The organism is Actinomadura napierensis, from assembly GCF_039529375.1.
Classification (GTDB): domain Bacteria; phylum Actinomycetota; class Actinomycetes; order Streptosporangiales; family Streptosporangiaceae; genus Spirillospora; species Spirillospora napierensis.
In genome coordinates this window covers 25131-40887 of record NZ_BAAAMR010000067.1, presented here as the reverse complement: position 1 = coordinate 40887, position 15757 = coordinate 25131, and the positions used below count along the sequence as shown (strand labels likewise).

General features: G+C 72.5%; 18 protein-coding genes. 5 read left to right on the top strand and 13 right to left on the bottom strand.

The features are described from left to right. The first annotated feature begins 128 nt into the window (after positions 1–128). Both ABD296_RS31415 and ABD296_RS31410 read left to right on the top strand, forming a co-directional pair. The gene (locus tag ABD296_RS31415; protein WP_344275365.1) at positions 129–314 is read left to right on the top strand and encodes a hypothetical protein; all 186 of its coding nucleotides are present in this window, start codon (positions 129–131) and stop codon (positions 312–314) included. Between the two features lie 4 nt (positions 315–318). Further along, a complete protein-coding gene (locus ABD296_RS31410; protein ID WP_344275362.1) occupies positions 319–897 on the top strand; it encodes a hypothetical protein in 579 nt (192 codons plus the stop codon). Here the strand turns inward: ABD296_RS31410 and ABD296_RS31405 are convergent. The 13 genes from ABD296_RS31405 to argF all read right to left on the bottom strand — a co-directional run bounded on the left by ABD296_RS31405 (position 860) and on the right by argF (position 12898). Continuing rightward, complete coding sequence (locus ABD296_RS31405) at positions 860–1648, bottom strand: class I SAM-dependent methyltransferase (RefSeq protein WP_344275359.1); 789 nt, start codon at positions 1646–1648, stop codon at positions 860–862. The two genes, ABD296_RS31410 and ABD296_RS31405, sit on opposite strands and share 38 nt — an antisense overlap. A gap of 108 nt (positions 1649–1756) precedes the next feature. Next, complete coding sequence (locus tag ABD296_RS31400) at positions 1757–2110, bottom strand: metal-sulfur cluster assembly factor (RefSeq protein ID WP_151539781.1); 354 nt, start codon at positions 2108–2110, stop codon at positions 1757–1759. Further along, positions 2107–2565 carry a Fe-S cluster assembly sulfur transfer protein SufU gene (gene sufU, locus ABD296_RS31395; RefSeq protein ID WP_344275352.1) on the bottom strand — a complete coding sequence of 153 codons (459 nt, stop codon included), beginning with the start codon at positions 2563–2565 and terminating at the stop codon, positions 2107–2109. Before sufU ends, ABD296_RS31400 begins: the two co-directional genes overlap by 4 nt. Before the next feature lie 62 nt (positions 2566–2627). After that, entirely contained in the window at positions 2628–3911 is a 1284-nt protein-coding gene (locus tag ABD296_RS31390) for a cysteine desulfurase (protein WP_344275348.1), read from the bottom strand. After that, entirely contained in the window at positions 3908–4675 is a 768-nt protein-coding gene (gene sufC / locus ABD296_RS31385; RefSeq protein WP_344275345.1) for a Fe-S cluster assembly ATPase SufC, read from the bottom strand. The genes ABD296_RS31390 and sufC overlap by 4 nt, the downstream gene beginning before the upstream one ends. A 15-nt stretch (positions 4676–4690) precedes the next feature. Further along, positions 4691–5008, bottom strand: coding sequence for a bifunctional 3-phenylpropionate/cinnamic acid dioxygenase ferredoxin subunit (locus tag ABD296_RS31380; RefSeq protein WP_344275342.1), 318 nt, complete (start codon positions 5006–5008; stop codon positions 4691–4693). Continuing rightward, positions 5005–6147 carry a Fe-S cluster assembly protein SufD gene (gene sufD / locus ABD296_RS31375; protein WP_344275339.1) on the bottom strand — a complete coding sequence of 381 codons (1143 nt, stop codon included), beginning with the start codon at positions 6145–6147 and terminating at the stop codon, positions 5005–5007. Before sufD ends, ABD296_RS31380 begins: the two co-directional genes overlap by 4 nt. Then, positions 6147–7556, bottom strand: a complete 1410-nt coding sequence (sufB, locus tag ABD296_RS31370) for a Fe-S cluster assembly protein SufB (RefSeq protein WP_344275336.1) — start codon at positions 7554–7556, stop codon at positions 6147–6149. The genes sufD and sufB overlap by 1 nt, the downstream gene beginning before the upstream one ends. Next, complete coding sequence (locus tag ABD296_RS31365; protein ID WP_407061531.1) at positions 7553–8386, bottom strand: helix-turn-helix transcriptional regulator; 834 nt, start codon at positions 8384–8386, stop codon at positions 7553–7555. Before ABD296_RS31365 ends, sufB begins: the two co-directional genes overlap by 4 nt. Positions 8387–8470: 84 nt before the next feature. Beyond that, the gene (locus ABD296_RS31360; RefSeq protein WP_344275333.1) at positions 8471–9436 is read right to left on the bottom strand and encodes a universal stress protein; all 966 of its coding nucleotides are present in this window, start codon (positions 9434–9436) and stop codon (positions 8471–8473) included. Continuing rightward, positions 9433–10890 (bottom strand): amino acid permease, encoded by a 1458-nt coding sequence (locus tag ABD296_RS31355; RefSeq protein WP_344275330.1) that lies wholly within the window; start codon positions 10888–10890, stop codon positions 9433–9435. Before ABD296_RS31355 ends, ABD296_RS31360 begins: the two co-directional genes overlap by 4 nt. After that, positions 10887–11822, bottom strand: a complete 936-nt coding sequence (gene arcC / locus ABD296_RS31350; RefSeq protein ID WP_344275327.1) for a carbamate kinase — start codon at positions 11820–11822, stop codon at positions 10887–10889. Before arcC ends, ABD296_RS31355 begins: the two co-directional genes overlap by 4 nt. Before the next feature lie 74 nt (positions 11823–11896). Next, the gene (gene argF, locus ABD296_RS31345) at positions 11897–12898 is read right to left on the bottom strand and encodes an ornithine carbamoyltransferase (RefSeq protein WP_344275323.1); all 1002 of its coding nucleotides are present in this window, start codon (positions 12896–12898) and stop codon (positions 11897–11899) included. A gap of 200 nt (positions 12899–13098) precedes the next feature. Here argF and ABD296_RS31340 point away from each other — a divergent pair, with 200 nt between their 5' ends. From ABD296_RS31340 to ABD296_RS31330, 3 genes are all read left to right on the top strand, one after another. After that, the gene (locus tag ABD296_RS31340) at positions 13099–14025 is read left to right on the top strand and encodes an ABC transporter ATP-binding protein (protein ID WP_344275320.1); all 927 of its coding nucleotides are present in this window, start codon (positions 13099–13101) and stop codon (positions 14023–14025) included. Next, positions 14022–14801, top strand: coding sequence for an ABC transporter permease (locus tag ABD296_RS31335; RefSeq protein WP_344275317.1), 780 nt, complete (start codon positions 14022–14024; stop codon positions 14799–14801). Before ABD296_RS31340 ends, ABD296_RS31335 begins: the two co-directional genes overlap by 4 nt. A gap of 66 nt (positions 14802–14867) precedes the next feature. Next, positions 14868–15740: an EamA family transporter gene (locus tag ABD296_RS31330; RefSeq protein ID WP_407061532.1), complete on the top strand. Its 873-nt coding sequence runs from the start codon at positions 14868–14870 to the stop codon at positions 15738–15740. Positions 15741–15757: the final 17 nt, after the last annotated feature.

Below are 15757 nucleotides of genomic sequence, written 5' to 3'. Positions count from 1 at the left end.
CCTCGTCCACCTCGCTGAGGGTGGCGCGTACATCCTTCGGAGGACCCCGAGAACCTCATCGCCGACGACGCCGGGCCGCCCCCGCGTCCCCGACCATCGAGGGGAGAGCGAATCCAGGGGAGCACGCCATGCGGACCATCGGGGTCATCGTCGCCGCCGTCGGCTTCATCTCGGCCGCGTACCACTACACGGGCGGCGAGAACATCGAGCTGATGAAGTGGTCGGAGGGCCATCAGCCGCTCGCCGGCCTCGGCGTCGGCGCCGCCGGGCTGCTCGTCGCCGCCGCGGGCGCCGCCCTGTCCCGGGACCGGTGACGCGATGCTCGTCGTCGTCATCGCGGGCTGCGAGATCGGCTTCTGGGTCGTCCTCGCCGCGGGCCTGCTCGCCCGCTACCCGCTGCGGATGCGCAGGACCGGCGCGGCGCTCCTGCTGGGCGTCCCGCTGGTCGACCTGGTCCTGCTGGCGGCCACGGTGATCGACCTGCGGAGCGGGGCGACCGCCGGCTTCCCGCACGGCCTCGCGGCGGCCTACCTCGGCTACTCGGTCGCGTTCGGGCACAGCATGGTCCGCTGGGCCGACGAGCGGTTCGCGCACCGCTTCGCCGGAGGCCCGCCGCCCCGGCGCAAGCCGCCGCACGGCTGGGCGCGCACCCGCTACGAGTGGGTGGAGTTCGGCAAGGCCGCCCTCGCGACGGCGATCGGCTGCGCGCTGCTGCTCGCGATGATCGCGCTGGTCGGCGACCCCGACCGCACCGCGGCCCTCACCGGCTGGACGGCCCGGCTGGGACTGGTGCTCGCGGTCTGGTCGCTGTGGCCGATCACCCACACGCTGTGGCCGTCCAAGCCCAAGGAACCCGAGGCTAGAGGACGGCCCGCGCAGCGCGCGCGGCCAAGGTGACGATCGGCAGGTCGAACTCGCCGTCCGCCGTCTCCGGCGTCGCCCGCAGGTGCCCGATGATCCGGTCCGTCACGGCCGCCCGCTCCGCCTCGTCGAGCACGAGCATGTGCGAGTGCGTCCCGATCGTCGCGGCCATCGACTCGGCGGTCCGGCGCTGCGCGTGCGGGAACTCCGCGCGCTCGAACACCGGGAACCACGCGCTCTCGGGCAGCCCCTTCGGCCGCCAGTTCCGCAACGACACGCTGCTGCGGGAGATCCGCTTCATCTCCGCGACCCACGGCACCCGGTCGTCGTCGGTGTTCCACAACCCGGCGAGCACGCCGCCGTCGGCCAGCACCCGGTGGATCTCCGGCAGCGCCCGGTCGAGATCGAACCAGTGCATCGCCTGCCCCACCAGCACCGCGTCGACCGCGCCGTCCGGCAGCGGAATCTCCTCCGCGCTGCCTTCCAGGGCGCGCACGCCCGGCAGCTCGCGGCGCAATTCGTCCAGCATCGCCGCGTCGGGCTCCACGGCGACCAGGTCCGCCGCGTCGACGCCGCCGCGCAGCAGCACCTGCGTCAGCTTGCCGGTCCCCGCCGCGAGATCGAGCACCCGCATCGGCGCCCGGCCGGCCACGGGCTCCAGCGTCCACCGCACGGCCGCCTCCGGGTAGTCCGGCCGCTCCCGCGCGTACGCGGCGGCGCTTCCCCCGAACGACGAGGCGCGCCGCGCCACCAGTTCCGCATCATTGTCAGGAAAGGCATCTTTCACGCGCCTCACCCTAGAGCGGTCCTGCCGGCGCCGCGCCGCCGGAGCGGTCAGCGGACATGCGTCGAGGCCGCGCCCCGGCGGGGGGCGCGGCCTCGTGCGGCGTGCGGGTCAGACGTTGAAGCCGAGGGCGCGGAGCTGGTCGCGGCCCTCGTCGGTGATCTTGTCCGGGCCCCACGGCGGCAGCCAGACCCAGTTGATCTTCACGTCCTTGACCAGGCCCTCCAGCGCGCTGTGCGCCTGGTCCTCGATCACGTCGGTGAGCGGGCAGGCGGCGCTGGTGAGGGTCATGTCGAGGGTGGCGACCTCGTCGGTCAGGTCGATCCCGTACACCAGGCCGAGGTCGACCACGTTGATGCCGAGCTCGGGGTCGACGACGTCCTTCAGCGCCTCGAGGATCTCCTCGTCGGGGACGGTGCCGGCCGCCGCGGTCGCGGGGGTCTCCTCCGGTGCGGTGTCGCTCATGATGCCTCTCCGAGTGCGCGGGCGGTCGCGTCCTTCCACGCCATCCAGGCGAGCAGGGCGCATTTGATCCTGGCGGGGTACTTCGACACCCCGGCGAAGGCTACGGCGTCCTCCAGGACGTCCTCGTTCGGCTCGGCGTCCCGGCCGCGCGACTGCATCAGCGCCAGGAACTCCTCCTGGACCGCCATCGCCTCCTTGACGGACTTGCCGATGATCAGATCGGACATCACCGACGCGCTGGCCTGGCTGATCGAGCAGCCCATGGCGTCGTACGAGACGTCCGCCACCGCGGCGTCCTGGCCGTCGCCGTCCAGGTGGACGCGGAGCGTCACCTCGTCCCCGCAGGTCGGGTTGACGTGGTGCGCCTCGCCCTCGAACGGCTCCCGCAGCCCCTTGTGCAGGGGGTTGCGGTAATGGTCCAGGATGACCTCCTGGTACATCGCCTCCAGCTGCATGGCGTCCTTTCCAAGCCTTTCTCGCTACAACCGGGCCAGGGCGGGGGCTGTTCCGGGGACCGTCAGGAGACGGTGCCGAAGAACTTCTGGGCCTGCCTGACCCCTTCGGCGAGCGCGTCGATGTCCGACAGCGTGTTGTAGAGGTAGAACGTCGCGCGGGTGGTGGCCGGGATGCCGAAGCGGCGGCAGATCGGCCACGCGCAGTGGTGCCCGACGCGCACCTCGACGCCCAGGTCGTCCAGCACCTGGCCGACGTCGTGCGGGTGGATGTCCTCGACGGTGAACGACACCGCCCCGCCGCGCGCCTCGGTGGTGCCCGGGCCGATGATCCGGACGCCGGGGACCTCGCCGAGCCGCTCCAGCGAGTAGGCGATCAGCGCCTCCTCGTGGGAGTGGACCCGGTCCATGCCGATCTCGGACAGGTACTCGCAGGCCGCGCCGAGCCCGATCGCCTGCGCGGTCATCGGGACGCCGGCCTCGAAGCGCTGCGGCGGCGGCATGAACGTGGTCGCCTCCATGCGGACGACCTCGATCATGGAACCGCCGGTGATGAACGGCGGCATGGCCTCCAGCAGCTCCGAGCGCCCCCACAGCACGCCGATGCCGGTCGGGCCGAGCATCTTGTGCCCCGAGAACGCCAGGAAGTCGGCGCCCAGCTCGGCGACGTCCACCGGCTGGTGCGGGACCGACTGCGCGCCGTCCAGCAGCACCAGCGCGCCGACGGCGTGCGCCCGGTCGACGATCCGCTTGATCGGCGGGACCGTTCCGAGCACGTTCGACTGGTGCGTCAGCGCGACGATCTTCGTGCGCTCGTTGACCAGCTCGTCGAGGTTCTCCAGGTCGAGGCGGCCCTCGTCGGTGATGCCGAACCAGCGCAGCGTCGCCCCGGTCCGCTGGCACAGCTGCTGCCACGGGACGAGGTTGGCGTGGTGCTCCATCTCCGAGACCACGATCTCGTCGCCGGGGCCGACCCTGAACCGCTCGGCCTCGGGGCCCGCGGTGGCGGCGTTGCTCATCGCGTACGCCACGAGGTTGATGCCCTCGGTGGCGTTCTTGGTGAACACGATCTCGCCGGGCGTCGCGCCGATGAACCGGGCGATCGACGCGCGGGCGTTCTCGTACGCCTCGGTCGCCTCCTCGGCGAGCAGGTGCGCCCCGCGGTGCGGCGCCGCGTTGTGCCGCTCGTAGAACTCGCGCTCGGCGTCCAGGACCCGCGTCGGCTTCTGCGACGTCGCGCCGGAGTCGAGGTAGATCAGCGGGCGACCGCCGCGGACGGTGCGCTGCAGCAGCGGGAAGTCCTTCTTGAGCTCCTCGGGGAGCAGCGCCCCCTCGGCCAGAAGCGTCATAGGGCCGCCTCCGCCTTCACGTACTTCTCGTAGCCCTCGTTCTCCAGCTGGTCGGCCAGCTCGGGGCCGCCCTCGGCGACGACGCGGCCGGCGGCGAAGACGTGCACGAAGTCCGGCTTCACGTACCGCAGGATGCGCGTGTAGTGGGTGATCAGCAGGACACCGGTCTCGCCGCCCGCGGAGAACCGGTTGACGCCCTCGGAGACGACCTTCAGCGCGTCGACGTCCAGGCCGGAGTCGGTCTCGTCCAGGACGGCGACCTTCGGCTTGAGCATCTCCAGCTGGAGGATCTCGTGCCGCTTCTTCTCGCCGCCGGAGAAGCCCTCGTTCAGGCTGCGCTGCGCGAACGCCGGGTCGATGGAGAGGTCCTCCATCGCCTGCTTCATCTCCTTGGCGAACTCGCGCAGCTTCGGCGCCTGGCCGCGCACAGCGGTGACGGCCGAGCGCAGGAAGTTGGAGACCGAGACGCCGGGCACCTCGACCGGGTACTGCATCGCCAGGAACAGGCCGGCGCGGGCGCGCTCGTCGACGGACATGGCGAGCACGTCCTCACCGTCCAGCGTCACCGCGCCGGAGGTCACCTCGTACTTGGGGTGGCCGGCGACGGCGTAGGCGAGGGTGGACTTGCCGGAGCCGTTCGGCCCCATGAGCGCGTGGGTCTCGCCGGCCTTGACGGTCAGGTCGACCCCGCGCAGGATCTCCTTCGTCCCGTCGGAACCGTCGGCGACGGAGACGTGGAGGTCGCGGATCTCAAGCGTGGCCATGGTGGTTGTCGTTCCTCAATCGTCGGAGCCGAGCGAGACGTAGACGTCGCCGTCCTCGACCTTGACCTTGTAGGTGGCGACCGGCTGCGTGGCCGGCGGGTTGGTGGGCTTGCCGGTGCGCAGGTCGAAGCAGGACCCATGCAGCCAGCACTCGATGGTGCCGTTGTAGATCTCGCCCTCGGACAGCGACACCTCGGCGTGCGAGCAGATGTCGTTGACGGCGTAGACCTCGCCGCCGGTGCGGGCCAGCGCGACCGGCGTCGCGTCGATCTCGACGCCGAGGGCCCCGTCCTCGGGGATCTCCTCCAGCGCGCACACCTTCGTGAAGGTCATCGGCCCTCCGCGCGCACGTCCAGTTCGGCCTCGATCGCCTCGGCGACCTTCTCGCGGACCTCGGGGACCTCGATCCGCTCGACCAGCTGGCCGAGGAACCCGCGGACCACCATGCGGCGCGCCTCGTCGAAGGTGATGCCGCGGGCCTGCAGGTAGAACAGGTGCTCGTCGTCGAGCCGCCCGGACGCCGAGGCGTGCCCGGCGCCGGCGACCTCGCCGGTGAGGATCTCCAGGTTCGGCACCGAGTCGACCCGCGTCCCGTCGGTCAGGACGAGGTTGCGGTTCAGCTCGTAGGTGTCGGTGCCCTCCGCCTCCGCGCGGATGATGACGTCGCCGATCCACACGGCGTGCGCGTCCTGGTCCTGCAGCGCGCCGCGGTAGTCGACGCGGCTGCGGCAGTTCGGCTTCGTGTGGTCGACCAGCAGCCGGTGCTCCAGGTGCTGGCCGCCGTCGGCGAAGTACACCCCGTACAGCTCGGCGTCGCCGCCGGGCCCGTCGTAGGCGACCGACGGCGAGATCCGCACGACGTCGCCGCCGAGCGAGACGTTGTGCGAGACGAACCGGGCGTCGCGGCCGAGCTCGGCGTGCTGGTGCGAGACGTGCACGCTGTCGTCCGCCCAGTCCTGCAGGCTGATCACCGAGAGGCGGGCGCCGTCGCCGACGACGAACTCGACGTTGTCGGCGTAGGTCGCCGAGCCGCGGTGCGCGAGCACCACGGTCGCCTCGGCGAACGGCTCCAGGATCACGGTGGTGTGCCCGTAGGCGGCGGCCGAGGCGTCCTCGCCGCGCAGCCGGATCACGGTCGGCGCCGAGGCGACGACCTCCTTCGGCACGGTGACGACGGTCGCGTGCGCGAACGCCGTCCACGCCTGCGCGCTGACCCGGTCGGCGGGCGCGTAGGCCCGGCCGAGGCGGGCGTCGTCGCGACCGACGGTCTCGACGGTCACCTCGGGCGCCGCCTCGACCTCGGCGATGACCTTGCCGTTGGCCTCGGCGGTGCCGTTGTGCAGGCCGCGCAGCCGGCGCAGCGGGGTGAACCGCCACTCCTCCTCGCGGCCGGTGGGGACGTCGAAGTCGCCCACGTCGTACGAAGCCTTCTCGTGCAGGGTCGAGAGCGGCTTGCCGGTCTCCAGCCCCATCAGCCGACGGCCCCTTCCATCTGCAGCTCGATCAGCCGGTTCAGCTCGAGCGCGTACTCCATCGGCAGCTCGCGCGCGATGGGCTCGACGAACCCGCGCACGATCATCGCCATCGCCTCGTCCTCGGTCATGCCGCGGCTCATGAGGTAGAACAGCTGGTCCTCCGACACCTTGGAGACGGTGGCCTCGTGGCCCATCTCCACGTCGTCCTCGCGGACGTCGACGTAGGGGTAGGTGTCGGACCGGCTGATCTGGTCGACCAGCAGCGCGTCGCACTTGACGGTGGACTTGCTGTGCTCGGCGCCCTCCTGGATCTGCACCAGCCCGCGGTAGGAGGTGCGGCCGCCGCCGCGCGCCACCGACTTGGAGATGATGCTGCTGGAGGTGTTCGGCGCGGCGTGCACCATCTTGGCGCCGGCGTCCTGGTGCTGGTCCTCGCCGGCGAACGCGATCGACAGGGTCTCGCCCTTGGCGTGCTCGCCGAGCAGGTAGATCGCCGGGTACTTCATGGTGACCTTGGAGCCGATGTTGCCGTCGACCCACTCCATGGTCGCGCCCTCGTAGGCGACGGCGCGCTTGGTCACCAGGTTGTAGACGTTGTTGGACCAGTTCTGGATGGTCGTGTAGCGGACGCGGGCGTCCTTCTTCACGACGATCTCGACCACGGCCGAGTGCAGCGAGTCCGACTTGTAGATCGGCGCGGTACAGCCCTCGACGTAGTGGACGTAGGAGCCCTCGTCGGCGATGATCAGCGTCCGCTCGAACTGGCCCATGTTCTCGGTGTTGATCCGGAAGTAGGCCTGCAGCGGGATCTCCACGTGCACGCCCGGCGGCACGTAGATGAACGAGCCGCCCGACCACACCGAGGTGTTGAGCGCGGCGAACTTGTTGTCGCCGACCGGGATCACGGAGCCGAAGTACTCCTGGAAGATCTCCGGGTGCTCGCGCAGGCCGGTGTCGGTGTCGACGAAGATGACGCCCTTCTCCTCAAGGTCCTCGCGGATCTTGTGGTAGACGACCTCCGACTCGTACTGGGCGGCGACGCCGGCGATGAGGCGCTGCTTCTCCGCCTCGGGGATGCCGAGCTTGTCGTAGGTGTTCTTGATGTCCTCGGGGAGCTCCTCCCAGGACGCCGCCTGCTTCTCGGTCGAGCGGACGAAGTACTTGATGTTCTCGAAGTCGATCGCCGACAGGTCCGAGCCCCAGGTGGGCATCGGCTTCTTGTCGAACAGCCGCAGCCCCTTGAGGCGCAGGTCGAGCATCCAGTCCGGCTCGTTCTTCTTGGCCGAGATGTCGCGGACGACGTCCTCGTTCAGGCCGCGCCTCGCCGAGGCGCCGGCCGTGTCCGAGTCGGCCCAGCCGAACTTGTACCGGTCAAGCCCCTCCAGCTCGGGGTGGGCTGTAGTCATAGGGACGTCCTCCCGGACTCCTCGTCACTGGTCAGTGTCTGTTCGGGGGACCGCTCCCCCGCGTCCCCGCCAGGGGTGACGCTTGCGGCGGGACCGTCCGCCGCCTCCGTTCCGCGCAGGGAACGGGGGCTGACGTGGGTGGTGCAGATCCCGTCGCCGTGGGCGATGGTGGCCAGCCGCTGGACGGGGGTGCCCAGCAGCCGGCTGAACGCCTCGGTCTCGGCCTCGCACAGCTGCGGGAACTCCGCCGCCACGTGCGCGACCGGGCAGTGGTGCTGGCACAGCTGCTCGCCGCCGCCCGGCTGGGGCGCCTTGCCGGCGGCGGCCGCGTAGCCGTCGCCCGAGAGCGCCTCGGCGAGCGTGCGGACCCGCTGCTGCGGCGGCGCGTCCTGCACGACGGGCCGGTAGCGCCGCTCCAGGTCGGCGATCTGCCGGCGGGCGAACTCGGCGACCGCGTGGTCGCCGGCCGTCTCGGCCAGGAACCGCAGCGCGCTGCTCGCCAGGTCGTCGTAGGCGTGCACGAACGCGTTGCGTCCCGCGTCGGTGATCGCGAACCACTTGGCGGGACGGCCCCGGCCGCGCCGGGTCTGCGGCGTCCGCGCCTTGCGGACCTCGATCATGCCCTCGGCCAGCAGCGCGTCCAGATGCCGGCGGACGGCGGCGGGCGTGAGCCCCATGCGTTCGCCGAGCGTGGACGCCGTGACCGGGCCGTGCTCGAGGATCAGCCTCGCCACCCGGGCGCGGGTGTCGCGCTCGGTGTGGGAGGCGGGCGACGGCACGCCGGCGGGGCGCACGGGTGCGCTCTCCGGGGTCGTCTGATCCTCGCTCACGTTTTTCACAACATCAGTGTGCCGTAATTACTTCCCGCGAAACACCGGATCGCGAATGTTCTGGCTCACGCAGGTTAGCCTTACCTAACCTTTACCTTCTCGCTGTGCGAAAGCGCCCGCGGCCCCGCGCGGCAGGACGAGGACCGGGCACGGCGCGGCACGGACGATCTTGCCGGAGCCCTCGCCGAGGAAGACCTTGCGCAAGGGGCCGTCATGGCTGGAAAGGCAGGCCAGCAGCTCCCCCGGCAGCATATCGACGGAGGCCAGCGCCTTGGCGATTCCCGTGCCGGCCACCGCCTGGGTCCGGACCACCGCCCCTTCGCCCGCGGCGTCGCCGAGCCGCCCGGCGGCATGCGCCAGGTCCTCCTCCGCCCGGGCCACCTGCCGCGCCATGGCGTCGTCGGCGTTGCGCAGCCGGGCGGACAGTCCCGGCGGCCTGAGGACGAGCGTGACCAGCCGCATCGGCAGCGCCAGCGTGCGGGCGGTCCGCGCCGCGGCCTGGAGCGGGCCGTCCACGTCCGGCCGCCGCCAGTAGGCCACGGTGAGCCGCTCGAACTGGTCCGGGGCCTGCGCCGCGTACCCGCGCGGCGCCAGCAGCACCGGTACCGGCGACCCGTGCAGCAACTGGTCGGCGGTGCTGCCGATCGCGACGCGCCCCCTCCGGCCGCGCGGCGCCGAGCCGATCACGATCAGGTCGGCGCCGCTCTCGGCCGCCACCTCGATCAGCCCGCGCCCGCTCCCCCGGTGCGCGTGCACCCGCAGGTCGGCCCGCCGCTCCGGCATGTTCAGCTCCGCCAGCCGCCCGGCCGCCCGCTCCAGCGCCTCGCGCGCCCTGTCCTTGAGGTAGCCGACCCATTCGGCGTCGACCGAGCCCGGGCCGCGCGCGGGCCAGGCCGGCGGATGCACGTTCGCCACGGTCAGCCGGACGTCCGCCACCGTCCGCGGCGCCTTCACCGCCCGCAGCACCAGCGCGGCCAGGGCCAGCGCGTCGTCGCCGCGCTCGTCCGGTGAGTAGCCGGCGAGCACCCGCAGGCCCGGTGCCGCGCTCATCGCGGCTCCTTTCCTGGGACGCCGGACGATTCGGCCGCCAGGCGCGAGTGGCGGCGCCCGTACAGGAAGTAGGCGACCAGCCCGGCCGCGGTCCACAGGGCGAACACCACCCAGGTCACCCCGCCCAGGCCGACCATCAGGTACACGCACAGCGCGATGCCGATCAGCGGGGTCAGCGGGTAGAACGGCGTACGGAAGCTGCGCGGAAGCTCGGGCCTGGTCCTGCGCAGCACGATGACGCCCACGCTGACCAGCGCGAACGCGAAGAGCGTGCCGATGCTCGTGGCGTCCACCAGCCGGCCGAGCGGGACGACCGCGGCGAGGACGCTGATGAACGCCGCGACGATGACGGTGTTGGCGACCGGCACCGCGCGGCGCGGGCTGACCCGCTGGAACACGTGCGGGACCAGGCCGTCCCGCGACATCGCGAACAGGATGCGGGTCTGCCCGTACATGACGGTGAGGACGACGCTGGCGATGGCGACCACCGCGCCGAGCGAGAGGATCATCGACGGCCAGGCCCGCCCGGTGGCCTGGTCCAGAACCAGGGCGAGCGACGCCTCCGAGCCGCTCAGCGAGAACCGGGTCCAGTGCATCGCGCCGACCGCGGCCAGCCCGACCAGCACGTACACCGCCGTCACGATCGCCAGCGACAGGACGATCGCCATGGGCAGGTCGCGGCGCGGGTTGCGCGCCTCCTCGCCGGCGGTGGACGCGGCGTCGAAGCCGATGTAGGAGAAGAACACCTTGGACCCGGCGGCGCTGACGCCCGCCCAGCCCATCGGCGCGAACGGGGTGAGGTTGCCCGAGTGGAACGCGGTGAAGGCGACCGCGCAGAAGAACAGCAGCACCGTGATCTTCAGGAACACCATGACCGTGTTGGCGCGGGCGCTCTCGGACGTCCCGCGCAGCAGCAGCAGCGCCGCGATCACCACCACGATCACGCCCGGGACGTTCACCAGCCCGCCGTCCCCCGGCGGGTTGCTGATCTCGGCCGGCATCGTGCCGCCGAACGCCTTGTCGAAGAACTCGTTGAGGTAGGAGCCCCAGCCGACCGCGACCGCCGACACCGAGACCGCGTACTCCAGCAGCAGGCACCACCCGCACACCCACGCCACCAGCTCGCCCAGCGTGGCGTAGGCGTAGGAGTACGACGAGCCGGACACCGGGATCGTCCCGGCGAGCTCGGCGTAGGACAGCGCGGAGAACAGCGCGGTCACCGCGGCGAGCACGAACGACAGCACCACCGCCGGGCCCGCCTTCGGCACCGCCTCCCCGAGCACGACGAAGATCCCGGTGCCGAGGGTCGCGCCCACGCTGAACAGGGTCAGCTGCAGCAGGCTCATCGAGCGCTTCAGCTCGCCGCCCTCGCCCCGCCCGCCCTCGGCGACGATCCGGTCGACGGGCTTGGTCCGCAGCAGGCTCCGCGCGAACGTCTCCGGCCCCGCGTTCACAGGGTGCTCTCCAGCGGCCAGGTCGCGTTCGGCGTCACGATCGTGCCGGCCGTGCCGGCGAGGATGTCGACGCACCGGTCGAGCAGCCCGATCGCGGCCATGTCGCCGGTGCGCTCCACGAACCCGGTGACCGCGCCGACCTTCGGCCCCATCGACCCGGCCGGGAACTCCACGCCGCGCAGCTCGTGCGGGGTGGTGTGGGTGATCGGCTCCTCCCGGTCCGTCCCGAAGTGACGCATGACGTTCGGGACGTCGGTCAGGATCAGCAGCGCGTCCGCGTCCAGCGTCTCGGCCAGCACGGCCGCGGTGAGGTCCTTGTCGATCACCGCCTCGACGCCCTCCAGCCGGCCGACGTCGTTGCGGACCACCGGGACGCCGCCGCCGCCCGCGCACACCACGACCGTCCCGGCCCGCACCAGCTCCCTGATCAGCCGGGTCTCGATCACCCGCTGCGGCTTCGGCGAGGGCACCACGCGGCGCCAGCGCTCCCCGTCCCGCCGGACGGTCCAGCCGTACTCGCCGGCCAGCCGCTCGGCCTCCGCGCGCTCGTAGACCTGCCCGACGAACTTGGCCGGGTCCTGGAACGCCGGGTCCACCGCCGACACCAGCGTCTGGTTGATCATCGCCATCACCTGGCGGCCGGGCAGCGCGTTCTGCAGCGCCTGCAGCATCCAGTACCCGATCATGCCCTGGGTCTCGGCCCCGAGGGTGTCCAGCGGGTACGGCCGGGTCAGCCGGTCGTCCCGCTCGCTCTCCAGCGCCAGCACCCCGACCTGCGGGCCGTTGCCGTGCGTGACGATCAGCTCGTGCCGTTCGGCGAGCGGCGCGAGCGCCCGGACGGCCCGGTCCACGTTCGCCCGCTGCAGCGCGGCGTCGGGCGTCTCGCCCCGCTTGACCAGCGCGTTCCCTCCGAGCGCGACGACGACGCGCATGTCCCCCCTCCCCGTGGGCGCCGCCCCCCGGCGCACCCGGCGGCACCCGGCGGCGCCCTGCGGCGCGCGGCCGCTCAGCCGAGCGTCGCGACCAGCACGGCCTTGATCGTGTGCATCCGGTTCTCGGCCTCGTCGAAGACGATCGAGGCGTCCGACTCGAACACCTCCTCGGTGACCTCCAGGGCCTCCAGGCCCGTCCTGCGGTAGATCTCCTCGCCCACCCCGGTCTCCCGGTTGTGGAAGGCGGGCAGGCAGTGCATGAACCGCGCGCCCGGGTTGCCGGTGGCCCGCATCACCTCGGAGTTCACCTGGTACGGCTGGAGCAGCGCGATCCGCTCGTCCCAGACCTCCGCCGGCTCGCCCATCGACACCCACACGTCGGTGAGGACGAAGTCGGCGCCGCGCACGCCCTGCGCGACGTCCTCGGTGATGGTGATCTCGGCGCCGGTCTTGGCCGCGACCGCGTTGGCGGGCTTGACGACGGTCTCCTCGTCCGGCCACAGCGACCTGGGCGCGACGATCCGGACGTCCATGCCGAGCAGCGCCCCCGCCGCCACGTACGAATGCCCCATGTTGTTGCGGGCGTCGCCCAGGTAGGCGTACGTGACGTCGCGCAGCGGCTTCTCGCTGTGCTCGCGCATGGTGAGCATGTCGGCGAGCATCTGCGTCGGGTGCCATTCGTCGGTGAGGCCGTTCCACACCGGGACGCCCGCGTGTTCGGCCAGCTCCTCCACGTACCGCTGCCGCGACCCCCGGTACTGGATGCCGTCGAACATCCGGCCGAGCACGCGGGCGGTGTCCTTCATCGACTCCTTGTGGCCGATCTGGGACCCGGCCGGGTCGAGGTAGGTCACGTGGGCGCCCTGGTCGTGCGCGGCCACCTCGAACGCGCAGCGCGTCCGGGTCGAGGTCTTCTCGAAGATCAGCGCGATGTTGCGGCCCTCGAGGCGGCGCCGCTCCGTCCCGCTGTACCTGGCGGCCTTCAGCTCGGCGGACAGGTCGATCAGGAAGCCGAACTCCTTCGGGGTGAGGTCCAGCTCGCGGATGAGGCTGCGCCCGCGCAGGTTGTAGGCCATCGGTCCCCGGTCTCCCGTTCGGCATGCCGCGAGGCCACCGGGCCGCCCCGGTGACAGGGCGAGAGCTTCCCCGCGCCCGGCGGGCGAAACTAGATCCACTCCGGCTCGCGCCCCCGCCCTGCGCCCTTTACCGCTCCTTCACCCGCGCACCGGCGGCACCCCGCGCGGGCGCACCGGCCGGCGGACCTAAACTCATTGCCATGACAACCCCCGGAGACGGCGCCGTCGAGCTGGACGGGCTCGTCAAGCGCTATGGCACGGCGACGGCCGTGGACGGCCTGTCGTTCGGCGCCGCCCGGGGCGCCGTCACCGCGCTGCTCGGCCCGAACGGCGCGGGCAAGACCACCACGATCGAGATCTGCGAGGGCTTCCGCCGCGCCGACGCGGGCACCGTCCGCGTCCTCGGCCTGGACCCGGTCGCCGACGCGCGGGCCCTCAAGCCGCGGGTCGGGGTGATGCCGCAGTCGGGCGGGGTGCCCGGCACCGCGAAAGGCGCCGAGTTCCTGCGGCTGGTCGCCTCGTTCCACGCCACCCCGCTGGACCCGGCGGCGCTGCTGGAGCGGCTCGGCCTGACCGAGCACGCCCGCACCCCGTTCCGGCGGATGTCGGGCGGGCAGCAGCAGCGGCTGTCGCTGGCCGTCGCCGTGGTCGGACGGCCCGAGCTGGTCTTCCTGGACGAGCCCACCACCGGCCTCGACCCGCAGGCGCGGCACGCCACCTGGGAGCTGATCGAGGAGCTGCGCGCGGCCGGGGTGTCGCTGCTGCTCACCACGCACAACATGGAGGAGGCCGAGCGGCTCGCCGACCGGGTCGTGATCGTCGACCACGGCAAGGTCGTCGCCGAGGGCAGCCCGCAGGAGCTGACCGGCGCCGAGCGGCAGCTGCGCTTCCGCGCCCGTCCCGGCCTCGGCCTGGAGGAGCTGCTGTCGGCGCTGCCCGCCGGGAGCGCCGCCAAGGAGTCGCCCGCCGGGCACTACCTGATCGAGGCCGACGTCCGGCCGGAGCTGCTCGCCACCGTCACCGCCTGGTGCGCCTCGCACGGCGTGATGACCGAGGACCTGCGCATCGAGCGCCGCACGCTGGAGGACGTCTTCCTGGAACTGACCGGACGGGAGCTGCGCTCATGACCACCACTCCGGCCGCGCTGGACCTGTCGCCCGCGCCGGGCGCCGTCCCGCTGCCGCGGATGATCCTGTCGCAGGCCGCCTACGAGTTCCGGGCCGTGGTGCGCAACGGCGAGCAGCTGCTCCTCACCCTGATCATCCCGGTGGTGCTGCTGACGCTGTTCAGCGCCACCTCGCTGCTGGACCTCGGCTCCGGCCGCCGGGTCGACTTCCTCGCCCCCGGCATCCTCGCGCTCGCGGTGATGTCCACCGCGTTCACCGGGCAGGCGATCGGCACCGGCTTCGAGCGCCGCTACGGCGTGCTCAAGCGGCTCGGCGCCACGCCGCTGCCGCGCGGCGGCCTCATCGCCGCCAAGACGCTGTCGGTGGTCGCCGTCGAGATCCTGCAGGCGGTCGTGGTGTGCGCGGTCGCGCTGGCGCTCGGCTGGCACCCGCACGGCGACCCCGTCTCGGTGATCGTCCTGCTGCTGCTCGGCACGGCCGCGTTCAGCGGGTTCGGGCTGCTGATGGCCGGAACGCTGCGCGCCGAGGCCACCCTCGCCGCCGCCAACCTGGTCTACATCCTGCTGCTGGCGGTCGGCGGCGTGGTGTTCCCCCTCGACAAGTTCCCCGGCGGCGTCCGGGACGTACTGGAGCTGCTGCCCGTCTCGGCGCTCGCGGACGGGCTGCGCCAGGTGCTGCGGCACGGCGCGGCGTTCCCCGGCAAGCCGCTGCTGGTCCTCGCGGTGTGGGCGGTCGCCGGCCTCGCCCTCGCCGCCCGCTTCTTCCGCTGGGAGTGATCGTTGGCACTCGCCGAGGCCCCCGGGTCCTATGGGGCGGCGGGCCGTGCGGCCCGCCGCGTCCGCATGCTGTCGCTCGGCTCGGTGCCGCCGCCCGCCATGATCCTGCTCGGCATCGTGTCCGTGCAGGTCGGAGCGGGCCTGGCCAAGCACCTGTTCGAGCGGCTGCCGCCGACGTCGGTGGTGGCGATCCGGCTGCTGGCGTCGGCGCTCGTGCTGGGCTTCCTCGCCCGCAGAGGGCTGCGGACGATCCTGCGCGACCACTCCTGGACGAGCCTGGCGGTCGTCGCGGGGTACGGGGTCGCGCTCGCGATGATGAACTTCGCGTTCTACCAGGCCCTGTCCCGCATCCCGCTCGGCGTGGCCGTGACCATCGAGTTCCTCGGGCCGCTGTCGGTCGCCATCGCCGGCTCGCGCCGTCCCCGGGACCTGCTGTGGGTGGCGCTCGCGGGCGCGGGCGTGCTGATGCTCGCCCGGGGCGGCGGCGAGGTGGACCCCGCCGGCATCCTGTTCGCGCTGCTCGCCGCGGTCGGCTGGGCGTCCTACATCCTGCTCACCGCCGCCACCGGCCGGCGGATCCCCGGCACCACCGGCCTCGCGCTCGCCAGCGTCATCGGGACGCTGGTCATGCTGCCGAGCGGCATCGCGGCGGGCGGCGGCGCCGTCCTCGACCCGTGGCTGCTGCTGATCGGGCTCGGGGTGGGCCTGCTGTCGTCGGTCATCCCCTACTCGCTGGAGCTGGAGGCCCTGCGGCGGGTGCCCGCCCGCGTGTTCGGCATCCTCATGAGCCTCGAACCCGCCGTCGCCGCGCTGGTGGGCGTGGTCGTGCTCGGCGAGATCCTCACCGGGCGCCAATGGGCCGCCATCGCCTGCGTCATCGTGGCCTGCGCGGGCGCCACGCGGGGGCAGAAGGAACCGCCTGAGGCACCGGAGGCGTGATAGGCGTGGCAGGATCG

Excerpts from the sequence above, each read along its gene's own strand:
- ABD296_RS31380 (WP_344275342.1), bottom strand. The coding sequence starts at position 5,008 with ATGACCTTCACGAAGGTGTGCGCGCTGGAGGAGATCCCCGAGGACGGG.
- sufD (WP_344275339.1), bottom strand. The coding sequence starts at position 6,147 with ATGGGGCTGGAGACCGGCAAGCCGCTCTCGACCCTGCACGAGAAGGCT.
- ABD296_RS31390 (WP_344275348.1), bottom strand. The coding sequence starts at position 3,911 with ATGACGCTTCTGGCCGAGGGGGCGCTGCTCCCCGAGGAGCTCAAGAAG.
- sufU (WP_344275352.1), bottom strand. The coding sequence starts at position 2,565 with ATGCAGCTGGAGGCGATGTACCAGGAGGTCATCCTGGACCATTACCGC.
- ABD296_RS31415 (WP_344275365.1), top strand. The coding sequence starts at position 129 with ATGCGGACCATCGGGGTCATCGTCGCCGCCGTCGGCTTCATCTCGGCC.
- argF (WP_344275323.1), bottom strand. The coding sequence starts at position 12,898 with ATGGCCTACAACCTGCGCGGGCGCAGCCTCATCCGCGAGCTGGACCTC.
- arcC (WP_344275327.1), bottom strand. The coding sequence starts at position 11,822 with ATGCGCGTCGTCGTCGCGCTCGGAGGGAACGCGCTGGTCAAGCGGGGC.
- ABD296_RS31360 (WP_344275333.1), bottom strand. The coding sequence starts at position 9,436 with ATGAGCGCGGCACCGGGCCTGCGGGTGCTCGCCGGCTACTCACCGGAC.
- sufB (WP_344275336.1), bottom strand. The coding sequence starts at position 7,556 with ATGACTACAGCCCACCCCGAGCTGGAGGGGCTTGACCGGTACAAGTTC.
- ABD296_RS31330 (WP_407061532.1), top strand. The coding sequence starts at position 14,868 with ATGCTGTCGCTCGGCTCGGTGCCGCCGCCCGCCATGATCCTGCTCGGC.
- ABD296_RS31400 (WP_151539781.1), bottom strand. The coding sequence starts at position 2,110 with ATGAGCGACACCGCACCGGAGGAGACCCCCGCGACCGCGGCGGCCGGC.
- ABD296_RS31410 (WP_344275362.1), top strand. The coding sequence starts at position 319 with ATGCTCGTCGTCGTCATCGCGGGCTGCGAGATCGGCTTCTGGGTCGTC.
- ABD296_RS31340 (WP_344275320.1), top strand. The coding sequence starts at position 13,099 with ATGACAACCCCCGGAGACGGCGCCGTCGAGCTGGACGGGCTCGTCAAG.
- sufC (WP_344275345.1), bottom strand. The coding sequence starts at position 4,675 with ATGGCCACGCTTGAGATCCGCGACCTCCACGTCTCCGTCGCCGACGGT.
- ABD296_RS31335 (WP_344275317.1), top strand. The coding sequence starts at position 14,022 with ATGACCACCACTCCGGCCGCGCTGGACCTGTCGCCCGCGCCGGGCGCC.